The sequence below is a fragment of the Rhizobium sp. NZLR1 genome (assembly GCF_017357385.1).
Taxonomy (GTDB): Bacteria; Pseudomonadota; Alphaproteobacteria; order Rhizobiales; family Rhizobiaceae; genus Rhizobium.
In genome coordinates, this window is the sequence record NZ_CP071632.1 from 2,214,776 (window position 1) to 2,237,690 (window position 22,915).

Here is a 22,915-nt window from a genome sequence, read left to right on the forward strand (position 1 = left end):
CCCTTGGAGGTGCATTTATGGCATCCGTTGAATTGAACGATATTCGCAAGACCTATGGCGCCGTCGATGTCATCCACGGCATCTCGCTGGATATTCAGGATGGGGAATTCGTCGCCCTGGTCGGGCCTTCCGGCTGTGGAAAATCGACGCTGCTGCGGATGATTGCCGGCCTTGAGGAAATCACCGATGGCGACATCTCCATCGGCGGCAAAGTGGTCAACGCCATGACCCCGCGCGAACGCAACATCGCCATGGTCTTCCAGTCCTACGCGCTCTATCCGCACATGACCGTGGCTGAAAACATGGGCTTCAATCTGAAGCTCGCCGGCGTTGCCAAGCCGCAGATCGAGGCCCGCGTTGCCGAGGCCGCCCGTATGCTCGATCTCGCCGAACTGCTCGACCGCAAGCCGGCCCAGCTTTCCGGCGGCCAGCGCCAGCGCGTCGCCATGGGCCGCGCCGTCGTGCGCAATCCGGCCGTGTTCCTGTTCGACGAGCCGCTGTCCAACCTCGATGCGAAACTCCGCGTGCAGATGCGCTCGGAAATCAAGACGCTGCACCAGAAGGTGAAGACGACCTCGATCTATGTCACCCACGACCAGATCGAAGCGATGACGCTCGCCGACCGCATCGTCGTGCTCAATCAGGGCAGGGTGGAGCAGCAGGGCACGCCGCTCGAACTCTACCGGAAGCCCGCCAATCTCTTCGTCGCCGCCTTCATCGGATCGCCGGCGATGAACATGCTGGACGGCACCGTCGACGGCGAAAATGGCGAACCCGCCGCCCGCCTGACCGACGGCACGGCAATCCGCATCGCGCCCGACCGCAAGGTCAGGCGCGGCCAGGCCGTCACCATCGGCCTGCGCCCCGAACATCTCATTCCCGGCATATCAGCCGGCACGCCGCTTGCCGGCCGCACCATGCTGGTCGAACCCACCGGCGCCCAGACCCATGTGGTTTTCGACCTTGCCGGACAGCAGGTGACCGCCATCGTCGACGGCGAATACCCCGTCCGCTACGGCGCGGTGTTCGAGGCAAGCATTGCCAGCGATCAGGTGCACGTCTTCGACCGCAACAGCGGCGTGGCGCTCTGAAGTGGATCGCATGTAGGTATCGCAAAATTGCTGCGCACTTTGCGCGACATGCCGTAGGCGTGATTTAACGGATGCCTGACAACGACAAAACCGCCGAGCAAGCCCGGCGGTCGTGACTGCTGATAAAGACAGCCAGAGACTATTCCGCCGCGATCCGCGAGACGCCGTTGGCCTGGACGATCTTGTCGAGCAGCGCTAGCTCTTCCTGGGTGAGATCCGTCAATGGCGGGCGCACCGGGCCCGGGTTCTGCCCAAGGACGCGAAGGCCGGCCTTGATGATCGAGACGGCATAGCCCTTCTTGCGGTTGCGCAAGGCGACGAACGGGAAGAAGAAGCCCTTCAGGATCTCGTCGGCGGTCGCCTGGTCGCCGGTGCGCAAGGCGCCGTAAAAGCGCTGGGCGAGGGCGGGCACGAAGTTGAAGACGGCCGAGGAATAGGTCGTCACGCCGGCGGCGAAATAGGCCTGGGCATAGACTTCATGGGTCGGCATGCCGCCGACATAGACGAGACGGTCGCCAAGCAGGGTCGTGATCTCGATGACCTTGTCGACATCGCCGACGCCGTCCTTGAAACCGATCAGGTTCGGGCATTCCTCGGCAAGCCGCGCGATGCTTTCGGCCGTCAACACGGCGTTGTCGCGATTATAGACGATGACGCCGATGCCGACCGATTGGCAGATCGCCTTGACATGGGCGACGAGGCCGGCCTGTTCCGCAAACATCAGATAGGGCGGCAGCAGCAGCAATCCGTCCGCGCCTGCCTTCTCGGCCGCCTGTGCGATCTCGATGGCGAGCGACGTGCCGTAGCCGGTTCCCGAGATGATCGGCGTCTTGCCGGCCGACGCCTTGGCGGCCCTGATAACCTGCGGAATCTCGGCGGGATTGAGGGAGAAGAACTCTCCCGTGCCGCCGGCGGCAAATAGTGCAGCCGCATCGTAGCCCGCAAGCCACTCGACATGGCGGCGGTACTTCGCCTCGTCGAATTTCAGCTGATCGTCGAAATGCGTCACCGGAAACGACAGGAGACCGCTACCGACGGCCTTCTTCAATTCATTCGGGTTCATCATCAAGTCCTGTTCTTTACGTGTTGAATGTTGACCGTTCAGGCGCTTTCGAGCGCCTGCAGAAGGGCCGCGATATAGCCGTAGCAGTAAGCAAATGCGGTGGCGGAAGGATCCGTGCCGCTGACGGTCGGCACGTGGTCGGGCATCAGCATGTATTTGAAGCCGACTTCCTTGTAGATCCTGACCGAGCGGACCATGTCCATGTCGCCTTCGTCGGGGAAGGTCTCCATGAAGGAAAGCTTGCCGCCGCGAATGTTGCGGAAGTGAACATTGAAGATCTTGCCGCGCTGGCCGAACCAGCGAATGACATCGTCGATCTCCTTGCCGGGATTTTCGAGCATCTCGCCGATCGAGCCCTGACAGAAATTGAGGCCGTGATAAGGGCTTTCGCGCATCAGCACGAATTTCTTCAGGCCTTCGACGGTGCCGAGCACCCGCGTGACGCCGCGATAGCCGGGCGGGGTATAGGGGTCGTGCGGATGGCAGGCGAGCCGGACGCGATTGCTGGCAGCGACAGGCACGACGCGCTCGAGGAAATAGTCGATCCGTTCCCAGTTTTCGTCTTCGGACAGCACGCCGGCAAGGCCGGGTTCGGCCTGCTGATCCGTCTTGTCCCAGCGGAAGCTGGCATTCATCGACCCGCCGCGTCCCGGTTCATCGGGTGTGCGGGGAATGCCGATCAGATTGAGGTTATATTTCACCGCCAGAATGCCGGCCGCCGCGGTATTCTCGATCAGCTTGCAGACGGCGTCGATCTGCCTGTCGCGATCGGGGCCGGCAAGCAATATATCGGGATAGGACGCCTTCTCGATCGGCTGCGAAGGCAGCGGCAATTGGATCATGTCGAGGATCAGGCCGAAGCTTTCGACCTTGTCGCGATGACGCTCGAGATCGGAAAGCGTCCAACTGCTGGGTTTTCCCGGCGGGTCGGCGTTGATATGCTTCACACCCAGTTGCGCGAAGATACGATAATCGTCGTCGTCCCGCGCTGCGACCTGTGTTCCCAGATACATTTGAGTCTCTTTCGAAATTACACAATGTCATATGACATAATATGAATTTCTGAGAGAGTCGAGCCCTATTGCTGCTCGGAGAGCATCCGATAGCGACGTTGACTGGCCATCATATGGGCGCGCATCGCCTGGCGGGCGCGATCCGGATCCTGATCGGCGATGGCCGACAGGATTTCGACATGTTCGGCATAAACCTTTTGAAGATAGTCGCGGTCATTGGCCTCGGGCAGCGTCGGAAACTGGCCGCGGGGGATGGCCTTGGGGCCGAATTGGCGCAGGACATCGACATAGAATCGGTTGTTCGTGGCGGCGGCAATCGCCATGTGGAAGGCGTAATCCGCCTCCACCGTCTGCTGCCCTGTTTCGATCAGGTTTGCCATTCTGCGATTGGCATCACGAATGGCCGCCTCCTGCTCGGCGGTGCGGCGATAGGCGGCAATCGCCGCCGCTTCACCCTCTGCCGCCATACGAAACTCCAGCAATTCCAGGGTCTCCGGAATGCTTTTGATTTCCACCGGCGTCAATGACAGGACAGAATTTGCCTTCGGATCTGCGACAAACACCCCTTTGCCCTGGATCGGCTTGACGAAGCCCGCCGACCTGAGATCGGCAATCGCCTCGCGCACCACGGTGCGGCTGACGCCGAACGTCGCTTCAAGCTGCGGCTCGGTCGGCAGTTGGTCGCCGACCCGCAGCTTCCCCGTCTCGATCTGCGCCCGCAGCTGATCGATGACCTGTTGCGCCAGTCTTTCTCGCCCACGGCCGAGTGTCGTCATTTTCCGTTCCCCAATCCCTTTGCACTCAAGTCTCCCGCTCGGGCCTTGTCAACCGTATCAGACTTCGCTAGATCATAATACGACATACGGGTGACATAATATGTCTCCTATAGTAATCCAGGGAGGAGTGACAATGAAGCATTTTTCTAAAGGCTTGTTCGTCGGCGCCGTTTTCGGCGCCCTGACGATCGCCGCACCGCAGCTGCAGGCCGCCACGCCGCAGGACCAGCTGGTGATCGGAACATCGCTGGCCCAGGTTCTGTCCCTCGATCCGCAGCAGGCGACCGAAGGCAAAGCCGTCGAGATCATGTCGAATCTTTACGACCGGCTGGTCGCCAGCACGGCGGACGGCAAGATCCTTCCGCAGTTGGCGGAAAGCTGGAAGGTTGACGACAAAGGCATTACCTTTACGCTGCGCAAGGCCAATTTCGCCTCCGGCAACCCGGTCACCTCGAAGGACGTCGTCTATTCACTGGCGCGGCTCTTGAAGATGGATCAGGCCGCTGCCGCCAACCTCAAGCGCGTCGGTTACGACAAGAACAATGTCGAAAAGCTCGTCAAGGCGGTCGACGACCAGACTGTGCGCATCGATCTTTCCGACCAGGTGACGGCGGAGCTTCTGCTCTACCGGCTGACGACGACCACCACCAGCGTGGTCGACAGCGTCGAGGTCGAGAGCCACGCCGTCGACAATGACTACGGCAACGCCTGGATGCGGACGCATTCGGCCGGCTCCGGCCCGTTCACCCTCAACCGCTGGTCTCCGAACGAGCTTGTCATTCTCGACGCCAACAAGGGTTATGTCGCCGGCGCTCCGAAGATGAAGCGCGTCATCGTCCGCCATGTGCCGGAAAGCCAGGTCGAGCGGCTGATGCTGGAGCGCGGCGATATCGATATTGCCAGTGCGCTCACGGCCTCCGATCTTGCGACCTTCCAGGCCAAGCAGGGCTTCGCCATTCAGCGTATTCCGACTGGCGGCTTCTACGTGCTGTCGATGAATGCCGGCAACCAGTACCTCGCCAATCCCAAGGTCCGCGAGGCCATTGCTTACGGCATCGACTACAAGGGCATCGAGAAGACGATCATGGGGCCTTACGGACGGGCAAGAACCGTTCCCGTTCCGGAGAACTTCGAATATGCGATCCCGAGCCCGGATTGGCATCTCGACGTCGAAAAGTCCAAGCAGTTGCTGAGCGAGGCAGGTTTCAAGGACGGCTTCTCGCTGACGCTGAAGACCATTGCGCAAACGCCGCGCATCGATCTTGCCACCGCCATCCAGGCATCGCTTGCCCAGGTCGGCATCAAGATCGACATCCAGCAGGGCAACGGCTCGGAAATCATTGCCGCCCATCGCGCCAGGGATTTCGATCTGCTGATCCCGCAGACCAGCGCCTACATGCCGAACGTGCTCGGTTCGATGGAGCAGTTTTCCTCCAACCCCGACAACTCGAAAGAGGCCAACAATGCCGGCAATTTCGTCTGGCGCTCGGCCTGGGACATTCCCGAACTGACGGCCCTGACGGCGAAGGCATCGATGGAGCCGGACGCCAAGAAGCGCGGCGAACTCTACGTTCAGATGCAGAAGATGTTCATCGAGCAGAAGCCGGCCGTGCTTCCGCTTTTCGAGCGCTTTGAGCCGATCGTCCTGACCAGCAAGGTTCAGGGATATGTCGGGCATCCGTCGCAGTTAACGCGTCTCGAGAACGTGACCAAGGTAGAAACCCAGTAAAGACTCCCGGGACAGCCGATCATGAAGGAACTCTCCGTAGCCGAATTTGGCCGACGCCTGGCGCATTTGCTGGTCAGCCTGTTCATTCTCCTCTGTGTGACCTTCGTGATCGGCCGCGTCTTGCCCAACGATCCGGTCGGCGCGATTGTCGGCGAGCTCGCCGATCCCGCCGCCTACGCGGCGATGCGGGCCCGCCTGGGGCTCGATCTGCCGATCTACCAGCAGTTTTTCCTCTATCTGAACGGGCTGGTGCATGGTGACTTCGGCACTGCCGTGCTCACCGGCAATCCCGTCTCCTCAGACCTCGCCCAAGCGTTTCCGGCAACATTCGAACTGGCGACGCTGGCGGTGATCATTTCGACATTCGTCGGCGTGCCGCTCGGCCTGGTCGCAGCTTTGTTTCGCGACAGCTTCATCGACAAGATAGCCCGGGTGGTGGCGCTCGTCGGGCATTCGATCCCGGTCTTCTGGTTCGGCATCGTCGGGCTCGTCATCTTCTATGCCGGCCTCAACTGGGTCGGCGGGCCGGGCAGGATCGATGTGTTTTATGAAGGCCTCGTCACGCCGAGGACCGGCCTGCTGCTGATCGACAGCCTGCTGCAGGGCGAGACGGAAATCTTCTGGAATGCGCTCGGCCACATCATTCTGCCTGCCATCATCCTCGCCTATGCGGCGATGGCCTATATCACCCGCATGACACGCAGCTTCACCCTGGAGCAGTTGAGCCAGGATTATGTCATCGCAGCCCGCGCAAAGGGTGTGAGCCCCTTCGGCACGATCTGGCGCCACGTCCTGCCGAACATTGCCGTGCAGCTGATTACCATCCTGGCCATTTCCTATGGCGGGCTGCTCGAAGGCGCTGTCGTGACCGAAATCGTCTTCTCCTGGCCGGGCATCGGCCAGTACATGACGAACGCCCTCATGATCGGCGACATGAACGCCATCGTGGCTGGCACCATCATCGTGGGATTCATCTTCATGCTGTTAAACTTCCTCGCCGACGTCGCTTACGCCGTCTTCGATCCACGCATGCGGGAGGCAGCCCGATGAGTGACGTCATCCGCACTGACATTCATATCCGCCCGCCAAGCGTGTCGACCCGCATCGCGGCGTCGTTTGCGCGCGCCGGCCGCAAATTGGCTGCCGAGCCGCTTGGCCTTGCCGGTTTCATCATCCTCGGCCTACTGTGCCTGATTGCGATCTTTGCGCCGCTTCTGGCGCCTTATGATCCGGTCGTGCAGTCGCTTGGCGATGCCTTGCAGGCCCCGAGCCTCGCGCATTGGGCCGGCACCGACGAATTCGGCCGCGACATCCTAAGCCGCCTGATCTTCGGCACGCGCATCACCATTCAGACCGTGCTTTCGATCTCCCTGATCGTCGGGCCGATCGGCCTGCTGATCGGGGTCGTCGCCGGCTTCTTCGGTGGGCGCACCGATGCGCTGCTGATGCGGGCGACCGATATCGTTCTGTCCTTCCCGTCGCTGATCCTGGCGCTGGCTTTTGCGGCAGCGCTCGGCGCCGGCCTGACCACGGCAATCATTGCGATCTCGCTGACCGCCTGGCCGCCGATTGCCCGGCTTGCGCGCGCCGAGGCGCTGGTCGTCAGAAACGCCGACTATGTGGTCGCCGCCCGCCTCTACGGCGCCTCGCCGTTGCGCATCCTTCTCCTCTACATCGCGCCGATGTGCGTTCCATCGGTCATCGTTCGCCTGACACTCAACATGGCCGGCATTATCCTGACGGCGGCGTCGCTCGGCTTCCTCGGCCTCGGCGCGCAGCCGCCGGCGCCGGAATGGGGCGCGATGATCTCCAACGGCCGCAAGTTCATGCTGGATTACTGGTGGGTCGCCGTGATGCCGGGTGTCGCCATCCTCCTCACCAGCCTCGCCTTCAACATCGCCGGAGATGCTCTGCGCGACCTTTTGGATCCCCGCCATGCCCGATCGTGAAATGAATGACCATGATCTGCAACCCGTTCTGTCCGTCAAAGGACTGAGCGTTCGCTTCGGCCGTGGCGCCGTGCCCGCCGTTTCCAATGTCAGTTTCGACGTCGGGCGCGAACGTGTCGGCATCGTCGGAGAATCCGGTTCTGGCAAATCGACGACGGGCCGCGCCATCATGCGCCTTCTGCCGCCGGCAGCGGTCGTCACCGCCGAACGCCTGGACCTCGGTGGCGATCCGTTGCTTTCCAAAAGCGAGCGGCAAATGGGTGCGCTTCGCGGCAAGGATATCGCGCTGATCATGCAGGATCCGCGTTATTCGCTGAATCCGGTGCTCTCGATCGGCAAGCAGGTCGCCGAAGCCGCCCGCCTTCATCTTGGTCTTGGCAAGACCCAGGCGCTTGACGCGGCCCGCGCCATGCTGGAGCGCGTGCGCATCAGCGATCCGGATCGGGTCATGGCGCTTTATCCCCACCAGATATCGGGCGGCATGGGCCAGCGCGTCATGATCGCCATGATGCTGCTGGCGCGGCCGAAGCTTGTTATCGCCGACGAACCGACCTCGGCGCTCGATGTCAGCGTTCGCAAGGACGTGCTGCTGTTGCTCGATGAACTGGTCCGCGAGAACAATTCCGGCCTGCTGTTGATCAGCCACGACATTCGCATGGTGGCGGCCTTTTGCGAGCGCATCATCGTCATGTATGCAGGCCGCATCGTCGAGACGCTGACCAGTCTCGAAGCGGCCCGCCATCCCTATACGCGCGGGTTGATAGCCGCGTTGCCCGACCCGAAGAACCCGGTTCGCCGGCTGGCGGTTCTCGACAGGGCGAAACTCGATCTGGAGACGGCGCAATGATCAATGTCCGCGACCTCGATGTCGTCTTTGCCTCCGGCAAATCCAGCAACCATGTCGTCAGGGGCATCAGTTTTCAAGTCGCCCAGGGAGAGACGCTCGGCATTGTCGGCGAATCCGGATGCGGCAAATCGACGGTGCTGCGTTGCCTTGCCGGAATGGAGTCCGGCTGGGCCGGGCAGATCGAGCTTGGCGGCAGACCGATCGGCAAGCAGCGCTCCCGCGAGGAACTGAAGTTTGCCCAGATGGTCTTTCAGGACCCTTACGGATCCCTGCATCCGCGCCATCGCATCGGCACCGCGCTCGCCGAGCCGCTGCGCGCCATGCGCCATTCCGATATCTGGTCGAAGGTCGAAAAGGCGTTGATCCAGGTGGGACTGCCCGCGAGCTTCGCCAATCGATTTCCCCATGAGCTTTCCGGCGGTCAGCGGCAGCGCGTGGCGATCGCCCGAGCGCTGATCCTGTCGCCGCCCATCCTGCTGCTCGATGAGCCGACATCGGCGCTCGATGTCTCGGTCCAGGCCGAAATCCTCAACCTGCTTGCCGATCAGCGTGAGGAAAAGGGACTGACCTATTTGCTCGTCAGCCACGACCTCGCGGTCATCGCCCATATGTGCGATCGGGTGTTGATCATGAAGAACGGTTGTTTCGTCGACGAACTGAGCAGGGAGGATCTGCAGGCCGGCACCACGCATGATGCCTATGCGCGCGAACTGTTCGAAGCGAGCTTCATCGAAGCCTGATATTTGGGCTGACGGCTGCGACGCTACGCCTTTCGACGAGGTGGCAGGCAAGCTCGACGCGGCGGCGCGGCGCGGCCAGGCCGAGCATCATGTCGCGCAGCAGATCGAGGGCGGTGGCGCCGAGTTCGCGCATCGGGATATGCACCGTCGACAGTGGCGGATTAAGAAAGGCCGACTGCGGCAGGTCGTCGATACCCATGACGGAGACATCTTGCGGCACGGCATAACCCATCGCCTGCAATCCGCGTACTGCGCCGTTGGCAAGGCTGTCGCCCGCCGTCAGGACGGCGGTGAAGGAGAGGCCCTTGTCGCGGACAAGTCGGGTGAGAGCCTCGGCGCCGAGTTCCGGCAGCCAGTCGTCGACCTCGAGCACCAGATCGGTATCGGCCTTCAGCCCATGATGCTGCAGGGCATCGCGCCAGCCTTCCAGACGCCGCTCGATCGTTCGCCGTCCCGGCCGCAGCATGAATAGGATGCGTTCATGCCCTGTTTTGATCAGGTGCTCGGCGGCGATGAAGGCGGCCGAGCGATTGCAGGGCGTCACGCTCGAAAGCCGCATATAGGGATCGTCGCTATTGACGAGCACGACGGGCTTGCCGAGACCGGCGGCTGCCGCCAGCATATCCTCCTCGTCGACGGTCAGGATCAGCATGCCGCCGAAACTCGGATCATCCCGCATCTCGGCGACGACGCGCGCTTCATCCCCCTCGTCGGCGACCGGTCGCATCGCCAGTTCGATGCCGAGGGCCGCCGCCCGCGCATTCAGGCCTTCGAGCACATAAAGCGTGAACTGGTTGCGCACATAATCGATCATCGCCGCGCCGGAGGCGACGAGCATGACCTTTTTGCCGGCGACGCTTCCCGGCACGGCGTAGCTGACGGCACTTGCCGTTTCCAGCACCAGCTTGCGAATGTCCGGCCTGACGCCCTTTTCGCCGGCCAGCGCCCGCGACACCGTGCTGATCGAGACGCCGCACCGGGCGGCGATATCGTCGAGACGCGTGCGTCTGCCTTTTTTCTCGTCCGCCGCCATGTCGTTCTCCTCGCTCCCATTCCTTTATGCAAAAATCTTTCAGATTGCGCAAACGGAATGCCTATGCACAATTGCCCAAGAGGAGTCCGCGACAAGCGGCAGAGCAGGGAGGCTTTGAAGATGCGGCTTGACCGCCAGTCCATGCGTCGGCGTTTCCGACGTCTCACGGCTCGAGCGAGCTGAAGCATGACCGCTGAGAAATCCCATCTTCGCCGCGCCACCGGCAAGCAGAGACCGATTGTCTATTGGCAGCTCGGCCACCTCTCGCAAGAGCGCTACGACGTCGCCGACCGGCCGATGGAAGGCAGGATGGATCCGTTTTTCTTCGTCACCAAGACGAAGAACTTCATCCCGCACGAATATCCCTGCCGCACCGAATTCAAAAAATCATTCTCCGGCCGAAGACCGAAACCGACCGCCGTATTCGAACCCGTTCGCTGGTGGCTTCCCTTTGCCTCGCCGCGTGTCGATCTCTCCGGCTTCTGGTTTCGCCCGACCCGCATCGGCTGCTGGGCGCGCACTTTCCTCGATGCCCGCTCAGCGGCGCGAGCCACACTTCGCCTGTCGACCTGCGGCGGCGCCATCCTTTTCGTCAATGGCCACGAGCAAGGCTTCATGGCGCCTTACGAGCGCAATCTGGAAGCCCAGCAGCTTTTCGAGGTCGAGCTTTCGGACGGCCTCAACGAGATCCGCATCTTTTTCGACGATCTCGCCGAACGCGACGCCCGCTTCTATTTCCAGCTGGATTATCTCGACGGTCCTGAGGTCGAAACCGCTGTTCCTGTTCCGATCGCCGCCGATGCTGCGGACGGCCTGGAGGCGATCCTCGAAGGCATGCGCTTCGACCGCACCGCCTATCTCGGCGAGGACGTGACGATCCTTTTCCCCGTGCCGCTGCCGGTGGCGCTGAGCTGCCATGTCGAGATCGAAGGCGACTTCATGTCGAGCGAGCGCTTCGACTATGACTTCGCGCTCGAGGAAGGCGCTACCAAGCTGGCGCTTGGCACCTCGGCGCGGATGCCCGCCGATTTCCGCCATTTCCGCATCACCTTCAAGGCAGGTGAACTTTCCGTCGGCCGCACACTCGGCGTCGAGATCTGTCATCCCCAACGCCAGGGGCAAGCGCCCGCCGCGCTGGAGGACCGCGTCGCCGAGGCACTTGAAGAAGTCGCCGCTCATTCAGAGCCGGATACTGTCTGCGCTTTCGCGCGTTTGGCTCTGGGGCAGGGCGGTGAGGAGACCGAAGCGATGATTTCGGCCATGCTGCCGGTCATCGAGGATTGCCACGACTGCGCCGATTTCGTGCTGGTGCCGCTGCTCTTTGCCTATACCCGCTGGAGCGATCTGCTGTCGCAGGCTCTCAGGCAGAGGATCGAACACGCCGTTCTCAATTACCGCTATTGGATGGACGAGCCGGGCAACGACGTTCAGTGGTATTTTTCGGAAAACCACGCGCTCCTCTTCCACACCGCCGCCTATCTCGGCGGCAAGCTTTTCCCCGATGCCGTCTTCGTTCGTTCCGGCCGTACCGGCGCCGAGCAGATGAAGGTCGGCGAAGAGCGCGTCCGCGCTTGGCTCGATCATTTCGAGCGCTGGGAAATGGCCGAGTGGAATTCCGTTCCCTATTTCCCGATCGACCTCAAGGGCCTGACGGCGCTCGCCGCCTGCGCGCCGGATGAGGCGATCCGCGCCCGGGCGAGTGCCAGCATCGTCCGCCTGATGGAGATCGTCGCCCGCTCGGCCCATCACGGCATGCTGACCGGCAGCCAGGGCCGCTCCTACGAACATACTCTGCGTCCCGGCCGCTCGGTGGAACTGTCCGCCATCGCCCGGCTGCTCTGGGGCCGCGGCTGGTACGGCCGGCGCGTCCATGCGCTGCCGCAGCTTGCCGTCTGCATCCGCGATCATGGCCTGCGTTTTCCAGAAGCACTTGCCGAAATCGCCGCGCACCAGTCCGACGACGCGCAGGAATGGACATTCTCGCAGGGCGAGAACAGTTTCGCCGCGCTCTATCACTATAAAACGCGCGACACCGCGCTCGGCACCATCGCCCATTATCGCCCCGGCGCCTGGGGTTATCAGGAGACGGTGCTGCAGCTGCGCTTGGGCGACCGGCCGGAAGCGCAGATCTGGATCAACCATCCCGGCGAAACCATTCAGTTCGGCTACGGCCGGCCAAGCTTCTGGGGCGGCTGCGGGACGCTGCCGCGTGTGCACCAGTATCGCGATCTGGCGATCCTCGATTTCGCCATCCATGAGGGCCAGCCGGATTTCACCCATGCCTGGTTTCCCCTCGAAGCCTTCGACGACACGATGGTTGAAGGCAACCTGGCGCTCGCCCGCTCCGGCAACGGGTTTGCAATGCTGATCGGCAATGGGGCGCTGGAGCCGGTGAAGCAGGGCCCGACCACCGATATCGAACTGCGCCTCGCCGGCCGTAACGGCCGTTGGATCGTCCGCCTCTCCGATCTTGAGCGCGAGGGTGGCCTCGACGGAATGCAGGCGCGTTTCGCCACGCTTTCGGCCCGCCGCGATGACGAGGGCGCATTGATCGTCGTCGATCCGGATTATGGCCAGGTCGTCTTCGAGGAGGACGGCACTGTGCGCGCCGAAGGCCGTATTCTTCGTCCTTCGGACTGGTCGGTGCGGGGAGACGCGGTACATTTGGAAATACCCGGCAGGCAGCCTCGGCGCGCCGCCTCGTAGACGAGATGTCCGGCAGGCGGAGGACCGGCCGGGCAGGGGAATTCATCGGTCAAGAGGAGGAGAAAATGACCAGAATGAAATCGATCGGCGCGGCTTTGGCTGCTGTTCTCATGAGTTCCGTTGCCGCCCATGCCGGCGACGTGCGCATCATGTGGTATTCCGACGGCGGCGAAGGCGCTGTTATCAAGGATCTGCTGGCGCGCTTCTCCAAGGCCAATCCCGACATCAACGTCATCCTCGACGAGGTCTCCTACGACGTCGTCAAGGAACAGCTGCCGGTGCAGCTCGAAGCCGGCAAGGGGCCGGATATCGCCCGCGTCACCAATCTGAAGGCGCAGGCGCAGCACTGGCTTGATCTTCGCCCCCTCCTTGCCGACGCGAAATATTGGGACGACAATTTCGGCGCCCAGGCCGACTGGATGCGCCCTGACGGCTCGAACGCCATCACCGGCTTCATGACGCAGCTGACGCTGACCGGCGGCTTCGTCAACAAGACACTGTTCGAGCAGGCCGGTGTCGAAATCCCCGGCCCGAAGGCAACCTGGGATGACTGGGCGGCGGCCGCCAAGAAGGTTGCGGACAGCCAGAAGGTCTTCGCCATGGCGATCGACCGCTCCGGCCACCGCGTCTCTGGCCCGAACATTTCCTACGGCGCCAACTATATCGCCGCCGACGGCAAACCGGCGCCGATCGATCAGGGCGCCAAGGAATTCCTCAGCCGCTTCGTCAAGTGGAACGAGGACGGCATCGTCAACAAGGATGTCTGGGTGAGTGCTGCCGGCACCACCTATCGCGCCGCGGCCGAAGACTTCATCAATGGTGGCCTTGCCTATTATTATTCGGGCAGCTGGCAGATCTCGGGCTTCGCCCAGAAGATCGGCGACAGTTTCGATTGGGTGATGGCGGGAAGCCCCTGCGGTACGGCCGCCTGCACCGGCATGCAGGGCGGCGCCGGTCTCGTCGCCGTCAAATATACCAAGAACCCGAAGGACGTCGCCAAGGTGATGGATTACCTGGCAGGCGCCGACGTGCAGAAGGAATTCGCCGAGCGGAGCCTGTTCATTCCGGCGCATAAGGCGGTGGCGGCCGGCCAGATGGACTTCAAGACCGACAATCCGCATGTGCAGGCGGCGCTGAAGGCCTTCGTCGAATCCGCCGGCCAGACGGCCGCACCCGCCATGAAGCTGCCGGGCTGGAAGTGGTCGGACGCCTATTACAGCGCCATCGTCGCCCGCATCAGCCAGGTGATCGCCGGCGAAATGAAGCTCGACGACGCCTATGCCCGCATCGACGAGGACATCAAGGCCAAGGTCGCCGGCAACTGACGGAAGAACAGATGGCGGAGAAGACGGTTACTTCTGAACCGCCGGCGAAAGCCGGTCTGCGGCAGGCGCTCGTTGCGCCTGTCCGGCTTGCCATGGGGCTGGTCGACGTTCCCATGCGCGCCTGGCAGAAGCTGACGGGGCTGAACGGCATGGCGGGTGTCTTCCTGGCGCCCAACATGCTGATCTTCACCGTCTTCGTGCTCCTGCCGCTGGTCATCAACTTCCTCTATTCGACGACGAGCGGCAGCGGCATCTTCCTGCAGAACAGGACCTATGTCGGCGCCGACCAGTATCGCATCCTCTTCGATTGCGGCTCTTATCTCGACCCTTCGACCTGCGCGGCCGACACCTTCTGGGCGGCTGTGCGCAACACCGCCGTCTTCGTCGTCTTCCAGGTGACGGCGATGCTGATCGCGGCGCTGGCAACGGCTTTGATCCTCAACCGCGAGCTTTCCAATCGGGGCTTCTGGCGGGCCGTGTTCTTCTTTCCGGTGCTGCTGTCGCCCGTCGTCGTCGGCCTGATCTGGAAGTGGATCTTGCAGCGCCAGGGCCTGCTGAACTATGCGCTGAGCCCCTTCGGCTTCGAACCCTTCTCCTGGCTCAGCGATCGTTTCTGGGCCTTCTTCTTCGCCGTCTTCGTCTCGGTCTGGGCGCATATGGGCTTTTACGCGCTGATCCTGCTCGCCGGCCTGCAGGCGATCCCGCGGGATCTCTACGAGGCGGCTGCGATGGACAAGGCAAGCCCCACCCGCATCTTCCGGCGCATCACTTTGCCGCTGCTGATGCCGAACCTCATCGTCGTCCTGGTCCTGGCGTTGATCCGCGCCGTGCAGATCTTCGACGAGGTCTTCGTGCTCACCGGCGGCGGGCCGGGCACCAGCACCATGTACATCACCCAATATATCTACGAGACCGGCTTTGCGAGTTCACTGCGCAATCCGGGGCTCGCTTCGGCCGCCTCGATCCTGATGGGCATCGTGCTCGTCATCCTGACGCTGGTCCAACTCGGAGCCAGCAGCCGTAACGAGAAAAAGGGAACACGCCAATGAGCGCTGTCGGCACGTTCCTGCTGCGCCGCCGCGGCCGCGGCTGGCACTGGACGGATGTCGTCACCTGGATCTGGCTGATCTCGGGCGTCTTCCTGATGTTCGGCCCGGCCGTCTGGCTGGTCTTCTCCTCCTTCAAGACGCCGGCCGCCCTTGCCGAGTTCCCGCCATCCTTCCTGCCCTATGTCACCGAACAGGCCGTGGTGCCGGGTTACGACAAGCCGCTGCCGCTCTATACCGTGACGATGCCCGATGGCAGCAGCCGTGTGCTCGCCGAAGTCCGCCGCATCGGCATCATCGGCCAGATGGTCGATCCGAAACAGCCGGGTGAAATCGTCAAGGCGAACATCAAGGACCGCACCCCGGTGCGCCAGGTCGAATTCGCCGCCGGCAATTACACCGAGCCGTTCCAGCGCTTCGATTTCTTCCTGTTCCTACGCAACTCCGTCTTCGTGACCGTCATCGCGACGGCGATCACGCTGCTGGTCAATTCAATGGCCGCCTTCGCGCTGTCGAAATACCAGTTCCCCGGCCGCACTGCCGTTATGCTGATGATCCTGGCGACGCTGATGGTGCCGCTTTCGGTCATCGTCGTGCCGCTCTATTCCGTCATCGGCACCTTGAACCTCTTCGACAGCCTCTGGGGCGTCATCCTGCCGACGGTCGCCACCCCGACGGGTGTCTTCCTGCTCCGGCAATATATGCTGACCATCCCCGACGAGCTGATCGACGCCGCGCGCATGGACAAGGCCAGTGAATGGCAGATCTACTGGCGCATCATCCTGCCGCTGTCGGCGCCGGCGCTTGCGGTGCTGGCGATCTTCTCGGTCGTCTGGCGCTGGAACGATTTTCTCTGGCCGCTGATCGTGCTGTCGCGCAAGGAACTCTATACGCTGCAGGTCGGTCTCAACGTCTATGCCGGCGAGCTCAACGTGCAATGGCACTACATCCTCGCCATGACGGTCGTCTCGATGATCCCGGTCGTGCTGATCTTCGTCTTCCTGCAGCGCTTCATCACCACGGGCATTGCCGGCTCGGGACTCAAATAGTCAAACAGGAGAGTGCATGAGCGGGCTCGAGCTCAGGAACATTGTCAAGAATTTCGGCACCGTCGAGGTCATCCGTGATGTCTCGCTTGCCGTCGACGATGGCGAGTTCGTCGCTTTCGTCGGCCCTTCCGGTTGCGGGAAATCGACGCTGCTACGTCTGATCGCCGGCCTCGACAAGCCCACAGGCGGCAGCATCGCTATCGACGGCAAGGATGTGACCGAGATCGGCGCCGCCGACCGCGGCCTTGCCATGGTCTTCCAGTCCTATGCGCTCTATCCGCATATGAGCGTGCGGGAAAACCTGGCCTTCGGTTTGGAGAATACCAAGGTGGCCAAGGCCGAGATCGAAGCGCGCATCGCTGACGCCGCCCGCATGCTGGAAATCGAGCCCTTCCTGCAGCGCCGTCCCGGTCAGCTTTCCGGCGGCCAGCGCCAGCGCGTGGCGATCGGCCGCGCCATCGTCCGCCGGCCGGATGCCTTCCTGCTCGACGAGCCATTGTCCAATCTCGACGCCGAACTCCGGGTCAGCATGCGCGCCGAACTCGCCGCCCTCCACGCCCGCCTGAAGGCGACGATGATCTACGTCACCCACGATCAGGTCGAGGCGATGACGCTTGCCGACCGCATCGTCGTGCTTCGAAGCGGCAGGATCGAGCAGGTGGGAACGCCGTTGGAACTATACAACACGCCGGCCAACCGCTTCGTCGCCGGTTTCATCGGCGCGCCGCACATGAATTTCCTGGAAGGTGCGATCATCGGCCATGAGAATGGTTTCGCCGAGGTGGAAACCGTCGGCGGCCACCGTCTCTCGGTGATTGCTAAAGAGATGCGCCCAATCGGCGAAAGGGTCAGCATCGGCATCCGGCCCCAGCACATCACCCTTGCCGATGGAACTGGTGCGCGCAAGCTGGACACCCGCATCACCCTTGTCGAGGAACTGGGCTCGGAGACCGTCGTCCACGCCGACGCAGGTGGAAAGAAGTTGATCGCCGTCTTTGCCGGCCAGCAGCGCATGAAATCGGGCGACAGCCTGCCGCTGCATCTTGATCCCGCTGTGCTCCACCTCTTCGGCGAGGACGGCCGGCGTCTGTGCTGAGGCGGCGGCAAACCGCTCGTCAGCTTCCAGTCAGCCGTTCCCGAGTACACGAAGCAAGCGCGGTGTCGGCGTGATCATGGTGCAGGACTCGTTCGTGGTCGGCAGTCCGTCCTGTGATTCACGGGGTTCTCGGCTGGCCGCCTCCGACGCGAGAACACCATCCGGTCGACGGTCTCGTCATGGGCGACCAGAGTGTGCCAGGCAGCTGCGGCGAGGTGCAGCGCGAGCATCGCCAGGATAACTCTCGAACCGATCACATGATACGGCGCGATGGTGAACCAGAGGTAGCTCGCGACGAACCCCATGCAGGCCTGTCCGATGATTGCGGCGTAGAAGCCGTAATGAAGAGCCGTCGCGGCCCGGCCGGCCCATGAACCGGGCTTGCTGGATTCGGGCGGTTGAAGGAGACGAAGAACCAGCCGCAGGCCCATCAGCAGGCCAATCGCCATTCCCGCGTAGTTATGAAGCTGGTGCTGGGCGACGTCCCAATGTGATGGCGCGATACCCATGTGGACGGCGTGGTGAATTCTCTCGATGCTGCCGCCGGTCAGATACTGGACCGGCACCATGAAGGCGACGAGCCAATGGAGCCCTATCTGGGGCAGCGAGTAACCACTCTTCATCGATCCTCTCCGAGCGAGACGCGCAGATTAATCTGCGTCAGTTAATGCTTTCTCACCGCCTCATTGCCAAAGAATCTGAGTGCTACAGATCAACCCTCGATTGGAACATTTCCGCCGCCGCACAGTTGGGCCCCGGAAGGGAAACAGCCGAATGAGACTTGGAAGCATAGTCCGCTCAGTCCAGGTGTTCGTTGTCGTCCTGATGATGGCGGTGAATCCGTTCGGCATGGTCGAGGCGTCGCCCGCCGTTCCAAACCAGCACCAGCCGTCGGCTTCGGAGCAACATCGCGATGCCGGTAATCCTTGCGGGAACCTGACCGCATGCTGTTCGACGATGCACTGCTGCCCAATCCTGCCGCAACTCGCATCAATCGCAGCGCCTCTGATCGAACCGGGGATCCATGAAAGAATGTCGGCCGAGCACCGGCCGCTGCTGCTGACCCGCGCGATCGATCCGCCGCCCCGATCTCTGCCGGGCTGAGACAAATCGACATCAACCAGATTTCGGAGATCGAAACATGAAAACGTTCACCAAGCTTACCCTCTGCGCGGCGGCAGTCGCGGCTTTACTGGCCTTTTCTGCCACAGCTCAGGGTCAAAATACGATGGCCTATCCGGAGAAATGTAAGTCCGAAGGCATGAAGATGGACATGTCGATGTCCGGGGGCATGCCAATGGGCGAAATGACCGATTACCAGAAGGCATCGTCCGACGGCATGAAAGACATGCACCTGAACATGATGCAGGGAATGATGAAGAAGGATGCCGACGTCTCTTTCGTCTGCGGCATGATCGCCCATCACATGGGCGCGATCAGCATGTCGGAGGTTGAACTCAAGTACGGCGACAACGAAGAAGCCAAGCAGATGGCGCAGCGGATCATCGAGGCGCAGAGACAGGAGATCGAAGAAATGTCCAAGTGGGTGGACAAGCAAGTCAAGTAGGAGATTGCGCCATGCATCACATGTCGACTGAAATGAAAGCCTGCATCGACAACTGCCTCGCCTGCTACAGCGAATGCCTGTCGATGGCCATGGGACACTGCTTGGAACTTGGCGGGGAGCATACGAAGCCTCCGCACTTCAAGCTGATGATGGCTTGCGCGGAGATCTGCCGGATCTCTGCGCACTTCATGCTGATCGGCTCGGAACATCACAGGCACGTCTGCCGGGAATGCGCCGAAATCTGCGCCCAATGTGCCCATGAATGCGCCCGGGTCGGCGATATGCAGAGCTGTGTCGACGCCTGTCTCCGTTGCGCCGAGAGCTGTAAGAAGATGGCGGCCTGATCGGCGCATTCACCCTCTTTCTGCCTGCTGCATAGCTCCTGAAATCGAATTCGATTAAGGATAAACATCCATTTCCAATGTTACAGCGCCGCGCGCCTGAGGAGACGCGCGGCGCGGTCAACGAATATTGAAATTCGGTCACGGCATCGGATATCCGCTGCAGCATCATGGTCACCAATCCAGGCGGCGTCGTCGATGAGATTAACAGCTGACGCGAACAAGTTAGGACCGTTCGCCTTCATGGCAGCAGTTATTTTGACGGCAGCCGTGTCTTCGGCCGCGGAGGATGTCGTCACCATCCGGCAGGCGGACATGAAAGCCATGGCCGCAGCGGCAATGACGATTTCCGGCATGTTCAAGGATCCGTCGGCCTACAAGGCCAGCGAGTTCAAGTGGGCGGCCGATACCATCCGCGACAGGTCAGGAGGCGTTCTCTCCGCACATTTCGCGTCCGAGGCCAACAATCCGGCCGGACCGAAATCGAAGGCCGGGCCAAACATTCTCAAGGAGCGCGACCGGTTCGACCGCATCGCAAACGACCTGCGAGACTATGCCGCCGCGCTGGGTGCCGCCGCGGAAAAGAACCCCGGGCCAATGACCGCCAGCATGCGCATGAAGCCCGGAGAGGCGATGGGCGGCGGCCCTTTCGGCACCCACGTCCGCAATCAGCAGGAGTTGTCGGCGATGCCGGCGGAACATATGTTCCACCTGATGCTGCAGACCTGCACGACCTGCCACACCCGCTTCAGGATGGAGTAACGGCGCCCATGCGTGATTGTCATTGTCTGTCGTATCCACGCGTCTCGCCGTACGTCTGAAGATTCATCGAGGAACGGGACATGCCGGAGGCGGACAAGCCACCGTTGGAGCCACTCGACACACAAAGGCCCGCGCCGAAGCGCGAGCCGGGAATTTTCAAATCAAGACAGCTTTACTGGCTGTTCTTGTGGCTCTGTTGACCAGCTTTTACAGGCTGTTCATGGCTGCCGCCGCGGGTCCCGCTGGACTGCGCGTCGCTGCCACCTGAAGAGGAGCTGCGGGCGTTGGAGTCGTTCTTGTGACTCTGCTGCCCAGCTTTGACGTGCTGTTCGCGGGTTCCACCTTGGTTTGCCATACGGTTCTCCTTCGGTTTGAACGAGGCCACGTCGACCCCGAGGGAAGAACCTCGCTGAGGCGCATGTGTTCCCAATTTTAATATTTCGTGATCTCGTTTCGAAAACAGCGATGAGGAAGCGGACCGGGCGGGTAGGGAGCTCGCCTGCCATTTCGTTGGCCATCGGGAGAAAGCGGAAAAATCCCGATGTTTTCCAGCACCGTCGCGTCCGCTTAGCGCGGCCCGCAACCTCGCTTTGACAATGCCCGGTGGTGGCGGGAAGGTTCCGCAATCCACCCGATCCACCCATGCCGGAAGAGCCGCTGCAGCCCGCCGCCTCTTTCCAATTGACCTTGTCGCACTAGCTTAAAAGGCATGCAAAGAAAGGAGAAACCCATGTCCGACGCACCGAATACGGCGACCCCGGCGCGAAGAGTGTTGCGTGGGCGCCCCTATAGCATCAGCGAATTTGCCAGGAAATACCGGCTTGATGACGAGGAGGCCAAGCGCCTCTACGAGAAGTTCGGCCCCTCCGCAACCGAACTCGATCTGCTGATGGCGGCCAAGCGGCGCCCGCCGGGCTTGCCCACCAGTCTCGACGCCTGACGGCCGCCCCATGAGGATCCGCACCGGAAGCTGTCTTTGCGGGGCGGTTGCCTATCGCGTGGAAGGCGAACCGCTTCGTGTCGGCCTCTGCCACTGTGCCGATTGCCGCAAATCGAGCGGCTCCGCCTTCGTCTTCTTCGCGGTCTGGCCGCGCCGGGCTTTTTCCCACAGCGGCGAGATCGCCACCTTCGCCGGTCGCAGCTTCTGCCCCGCCTGCGGCGGCAGGCTGTTCTGCCTGCAGCAGGAGACGACAGAAATCCGCCTCGGCTCGCTCGACGATCCGCCGAGCGACCTTGCGCCGGACTACGAAGTCTGGATTAAACGGCGCGAGCCCTGGCTGCATCCGCTGCCGGGCGCGGGGCAATATGCCGAAGATGCTGACTGACGTGCGCTTCCCCGCCAAAACTTGACTTTCCTTACCAATATTTCATTTCCCCCGTCCGCAATTCCGTGCCACTTCGGCGGCAATGCTAATGCCCGGTTCATCTGCGCTGTGCTTATTTCGCAGCGGGGCCGAGACGGCTCCCGACTGATCGAGGATGACATGAACGATACCGGAGCCAGCAAGAAGACCGGGGCAGAGACAAACGGCGCGTCCGATCTCGCAGCGGTCCTTGCCGCATCGGGACGGCAGGGCAAGCGCAGCCGCTGGCGCGGACGTCTGCTTATTCTGCTGATTCTCGTCGCTGCTGCAGCCGGCGCCGCATACTTCTATGTGGGGCGCGGGCAAAGCGAAGTGAGCTATGCCACCCAGCCGGCAAAACGCGGCGACCTGACGGTGCTCGTCACCGCCACCGGCTCGGTGCAGCCGACCGAGCAGGTCGATATATCGAGCGAACTTTCCGGCACGGTCCGCGACGTCAACGTCGATTACAACAGCACGATCAAATCGGGCGACGTGCTGGCGCAACTCGACACCAACAAGCTCGAGGCGGATGTGAAGAGCTCACGCGCCAAGCTCAATTCGGCCAAGGCGAATGTCGCCAAGGCCAATGCCGACCTGCAATCAGCAAGCACCTCGCTCGAGCGGCTGAAGAGCCTGGTCAAGAGCAACGTCTCCACCCAGCAGAGCCTCGACGACGCCAGCTACAAATATGATTCCGCCGTCGCCGCCAAACAGATCAACGAAGCCGAGGTCCTGGCCTCGGAGGCCGATCTGCAGCTTGCCGAGGTCAATCTCGCCAAGGCGAAGATCATCTCGCCGATCGACGGCGTGATCCTCACCCGCGCCGTCAATCCGGGTGCGACGGTCGCAGCCTCGCTTTCGGCGCCAATCCTTTTCACCATCGCCGGCGATTTGAAGAAGATGGAGCTGCAGGTCGATGTCGACGAGGCCGATGTCGGCCAGATCGCTGTCGGCCAGAAGGCGAAGTTTTCGGTGGACGCCTATCCCGACCGGAGCTTTCCGGCCGAGATCGAGCAGATCCGCTTCGCCTCCGAAGTGGTCAATAATGTCGTGACCTATAAGGCGGTCCTCTCCGTCGACAATGCCGACCTCTTGCTGCGTCCCGGCATGACGGCGACCGCCGACATCACCGTCGAAGCTGTCAAGGACACGCTGATGGTGCCGAACACCGCGCTACGTTATGCTCCCCCCCAGGCGGGACCGCGCGGCCGCGGCATTTTTGGGATCTTCGGCCCGCCACGTCAACGCGGCGGCAATTCAGGTCAGGCGTTGACGGGAGCGCAACGGCGCGTCTGGGTGCTGCGCGACGGCCGGCCCTCACCTGTCGTCATCCAGGTCGGCTCGTCCGACGGCCAGTTCACCCAGGTCGCCTCCGGTGACCTCAAGGAAAACGACGCATTGGTGACCGACGCCACGACGCGTGCGAACTAGGCGGA

At 62.1% G+C, this 22,915-nt stretch carries 24 protein-coding genes; 18 read left to right on the forward strand and 6 right to left on the reverse strand.

The features are described from left to right. Positions 1 to 17: 17 nt before the first annotated feature. On the forward strand, positions 18 to 1,091 hold the full coding sequence (ugpC, locus tag J3O30_RS11120; protein WP_207584173.1) for a sn-glycerol-3-phosphate ABC transporter ATP-binding protein UgpC: 1,074 nt from the start codon (positions 18 to 20) through the stop codon (positions 1,089 to 1,091). Positions 1,092 to 1,230: 139 nt separating this feature from the next. Here the strand turns inward: ugpC (J3O30_RS11120) and kdgD are convergent, their stop codons facing one another. From kdgD to J3O30_RS11135, 3 genes are all read right to left on the reverse strand, one after another. Next, positions 1,231 to 2,157, reverse strand: coding sequence for a 5-dehydro-4-deoxyglucarate dehydratase (gene kdgD / locus J3O30_RS11125; RefSeq protein ID WP_207584174.1), 927 nt, complete (start codon positions 2,155 to 2,157; stop codon positions 1,231 to 1,233). A gap of 35 nt (positions 2,158 to 2,192) precedes the next feature. Further along, positions 2,193 to 3,167, reverse strand: a complete 975-nt coding sequence (locus J3O30_RS11130; protein WP_207584175.1) for a mannonate dehydratase — start codon at positions 3,165 to 3,167, stop codon at positions 2,193 to 2,195. Positions 3,168 to 3,232: 65 nt separating this feature from the next. Beyond that, positions 3,233 to 3,943: a FadR/GntR family transcriptional regulator gene (locus tag J3O30_RS11135; protein ID WP_207584176.1), complete on the reverse strand. Its 711-nt coding sequence runs from the start codon at positions 3,941 to 3,943 to the stop codon at positions 3,233 to 3,235. A 133-nt stretch (positions 3,944 to 4,076) separates the two neighbouring features. Between J3O30_RS11135 and J3O30_RS11140 the strand changes: the two genes are divergently transcribed. Genes J3O30_RS11140 through J3O30_RS11160 form a run of 5 tightly spaced genes read left to right on the forward strand, consistent with a single transcriptional unit; the run spans position 4,077 to position 9,208 of the window. Next, complete coding sequence (locus J3O30_RS11140) at positions 4,077 to 5,672, forward strand: ABC transporter substrate-binding protein (RefSeq protein WP_207584177.1); 1,596 nt, start codon at positions 4,077 to 4,079, stop codon at positions 5,670 to 5,672. A gap of 21 nt (positions 5,673 to 5,693) precedes the next feature. Then, the gene (locus J3O30_RS11145; RefSeq protein WP_207584178.1) at positions 5,694 to 6,722 is read left to right on the forward strand and encodes an ABC transporter permease; all 1,029 of its coding nucleotides are present in this window, start codon (positions 5,694 to 5,696) and stop codon (positions 6,720 to 6,722) included. Continuing rightward, positions 6,719 to 7,621: an ABC transporter permease gene (locus tag J3O30_RS11150; protein ID WP_207584179.1), complete on the forward strand. Its 903-nt coding sequence runs from the start codon at positions 6,719 to 6,721 to the stop codon at positions 7,619 to 7,621. The genes J3O30_RS11145 and J3O30_RS11150 overlap by 4 nt, the downstream gene beginning before the upstream one ends. Position 7,622: 1 nt before the next feature. Next, on the forward strand, positions 7,623 to 8,468 hold the full coding sequence (locus tag J3O30_RS11155; protein ID WP_207584311.1) for an ABC transporter ATP-binding protein: 846 nt from the start codon (positions 7,623 to 7,625) through the stop codon (positions 8,466 to 8,468). Continuing rightward, the gene (locus tag J3O30_RS11160; RefSeq protein WP_207584180.1) at positions 8,465 to 9,208 is read left to right on the forward strand and encodes an ABC transporter ATP-binding protein; all 744 of its coding nucleotides are present in this window, start codon (positions 8,465 to 8,467) and stop codon (positions 9,206 to 9,208) included. Before J3O30_RS11155 ends, J3O30_RS11160 begins: the two co-directional genes overlap by 4 nt. On the opposite strand, the gene J3O30_RS11165 is transcribed toward J3O30_RS11160, so the two are convergent. After that, positions 9,195 to 10,241, reverse strand: a complete 1,047-nt coding sequence (locus tag J3O30_RS11165) for a LacI family DNA-binding transcriptional regulator (RefSeq protein ID WP_207584181.1) — start codon at positions 10,239 to 10,241, stop codon at positions 9,195 to 9,197. The two genes, J3O30_RS11160 and J3O30_RS11165, sit on opposite strands and share 14 nt — an antisense overlap. A gap of 186 nt (positions 10,242 to 10,427) precedes the next feature. On the opposite strand from J3O30_RS11165, the gene J3O30_RS11170 reads away from it, so the two are divergent. The 5 genes from J3O30_RS11170 (at position 10,428) to ugpC (J3O30_RS11190) (ending at position 17,463) form a co-directional block, all read left to right on the forward strand. Further along, on the forward strand, positions 10,428 to 12,947 hold the full coding sequence (locus tag J3O30_RS11170) for a hypothetical protein (protein WP_207584182.1): 2,520 nt from the start codon (positions 10,428 to 10,430) through the stop codon (positions 12,945 to 12,947). A gap of 65 nt (positions 12,948 to 13,012) precedes the next feature. Continuing rightward, entirely contained in the window at positions 13,013 to 14,272 is a 1,260-nt protein-coding gene (locus tag J3O30_RS11175; RefSeq protein WP_207584183.1) for an ABC transporter substrate-binding protein, read from the forward strand. A gap of 11 nt (positions 14,273 to 14,283) precedes the next feature. Continuing rightward, a complete protein-coding gene (locus J3O30_RS11180; RefSeq protein WP_207584184.1) occupies positions 14,284 to 15,321 on the forward strand; it encodes a sugar ABC transporter permease in 1,038 nt (345 codons plus the stop codon). After that, positions 15,318 to 16,367: a carbohydrate ABC transporter permease gene (locus J3O30_RS11185; protein WP_207584185.1), complete on the forward strand. Its 1,050-nt coding sequence runs from the start codon at positions 15,318 to 15,320 to the stop codon at positions 16,365 to 16,367. Before J3O30_RS11180 ends, J3O30_RS11185 begins: the two co-directional genes overlap by 4 nt. A gap of 16 nt (positions 16,368 to 16,383) precedes the next feature. After that, the gene (gene ugpC / locus J3O30_RS11190) at positions 16,384 to 17,463 is read left to right on the forward strand and encodes a sn-glycerol-3-phosphate ABC transporter ATP-binding protein UgpC (RefSeq protein WP_207584186.1); all 1,080 of its coding nucleotides are present in this window, start codon (positions 16,384 to 16,386) and stop codon (positions 17,461 to 17,463) included. Between the two features lie 74 nt (positions 17,464 to 17,537). On the opposite strand, the gene J3O30_RS11195 is transcribed toward ugpC (J3O30_RS11190), so the two are convergent. Further along, entirely contained in the window at positions 17,538 to 18,086 is a 549-nt protein-coding gene (locus J3O30_RS11195) for a cytochrome b/b6 domain-containing protein (protein WP_207584187.1), read from the reverse strand. Between the two features lie 202 nt (positions 18,087 to 18,288). On the opposite strand from J3O30_RS11195, the gene J3O30_RS11200 reads away from it, so the two are divergent. The 4 genes from J3O30_RS11200 (at position 18,289) to J3O30_RS11215 (ending at position 20,133) form a co-directional block, all read left to right on the forward strand. Next, positions 18,289 to 18,567, forward strand: coding sequence for a hypothetical protein (locus J3O30_RS11200; RefSeq protein WP_246762751.1), 279 nt, complete (start codon positions 18,289 to 18,291; stop codon positions 18,565 to 18,567). 37 nt (positions 18,568 to 18,604) lie between these two features. Continuing rightward, positions 18,605 to 19,030, forward strand: a complete 426-nt coding sequence (locus J3O30_RS11205; protein ID WP_207584189.1) for a DUF305 domain-containing protein — start codon at positions 18,605 to 18,607, stop codon at positions 19,028 to 19,030. 11 nt (positions 19,031 to 19,041) lie between these two features. Then, positions 19,042 to 19,374 carry a four-helix bundle copper-binding protein gene (locus J3O30_RS11210; RefSeq protein WP_207584190.1) on the forward strand — a complete coding sequence of 111 codons (333 nt, stop codon included), beginning with the start codon at positions 19,042 to 19,044 and terminating at the stop codon, positions 19,372 to 19,374. A gap of 195 nt (positions 19,375 to 19,569) precedes the next feature. Continuing rightward, the gene (locus tag J3O30_RS11215) at positions 19,570 to 20,133 is read left to right on the forward strand and encodes a cytochrome c (RefSeq protein ID WP_207584191.1); all 564 of its coding nucleotides are present in this window, start codon (positions 19,570 to 19,572) and stop codon (positions 20,131 to 20,133) included. Positions 20,134 to 20,305: 172 nt separating this feature from the next. Here the strand turns inward: J3O30_RS11215 and J3O30_RS11220 are convergent, their stop codons facing one another. Then, complete coding sequence (locus J3O30_RS11220; RefSeq protein WP_207584192.1) at positions 20,306 to 20,488, reverse strand: hypothetical protein; 183 nt, start codon at positions 20,486 to 20,488, stop codon at positions 20,306 to 20,308. A gap of 375 nt (positions 20,489 to 20,863) precedes the next feature. On the opposite strand from J3O30_RS11220, the gene J3O30_RS11225 reads away from it, so the two are divergent. The 3 genes from J3O30_RS11225 to J3O30_RS11235 all read left to right on the forward strand — a co-directional run bounded on the left by J3O30_RS11225 (position 20,864) and on the right by J3O30_RS11235 (position 22,910). Further along, positions 20,864 to 21,073 (forward strand): hypothetical protein, encoded by a 210-nt coding sequence (locus tag J3O30_RS11225; RefSeq protein ID WP_164015325.1) that lies wholly within the window; start codon positions 20,864 to 20,866, stop codon positions 21,071 to 21,073. A 10-nt stretch (positions 21,074 to 21,083) separates the two neighbouring features. After that, positions 21,084 to 21,458 (forward strand): GFA family protein, encoded by a 375-nt coding sequence (locus J3O30_RS11230; RefSeq protein ID WP_207584193.1) that lies wholly within the window; start codon positions 21,084 to 21,086, stop codon positions 21,456 to 21,458. Between the two features lie 159 nt (positions 21,459 to 21,617). Next, complete coding sequence (locus J3O30_RS11235; RefSeq protein WP_207584194.1) at positions 21,618 to 22,910, forward strand: efflux RND transporter periplasmic adaptor subunit; 1,293 nt, start codon at positions 21,618 to 21,620, stop codon at positions 22,908 to 22,910. Positions 22,911 to 22,915 lie beyond the last annotated feature (5 nt).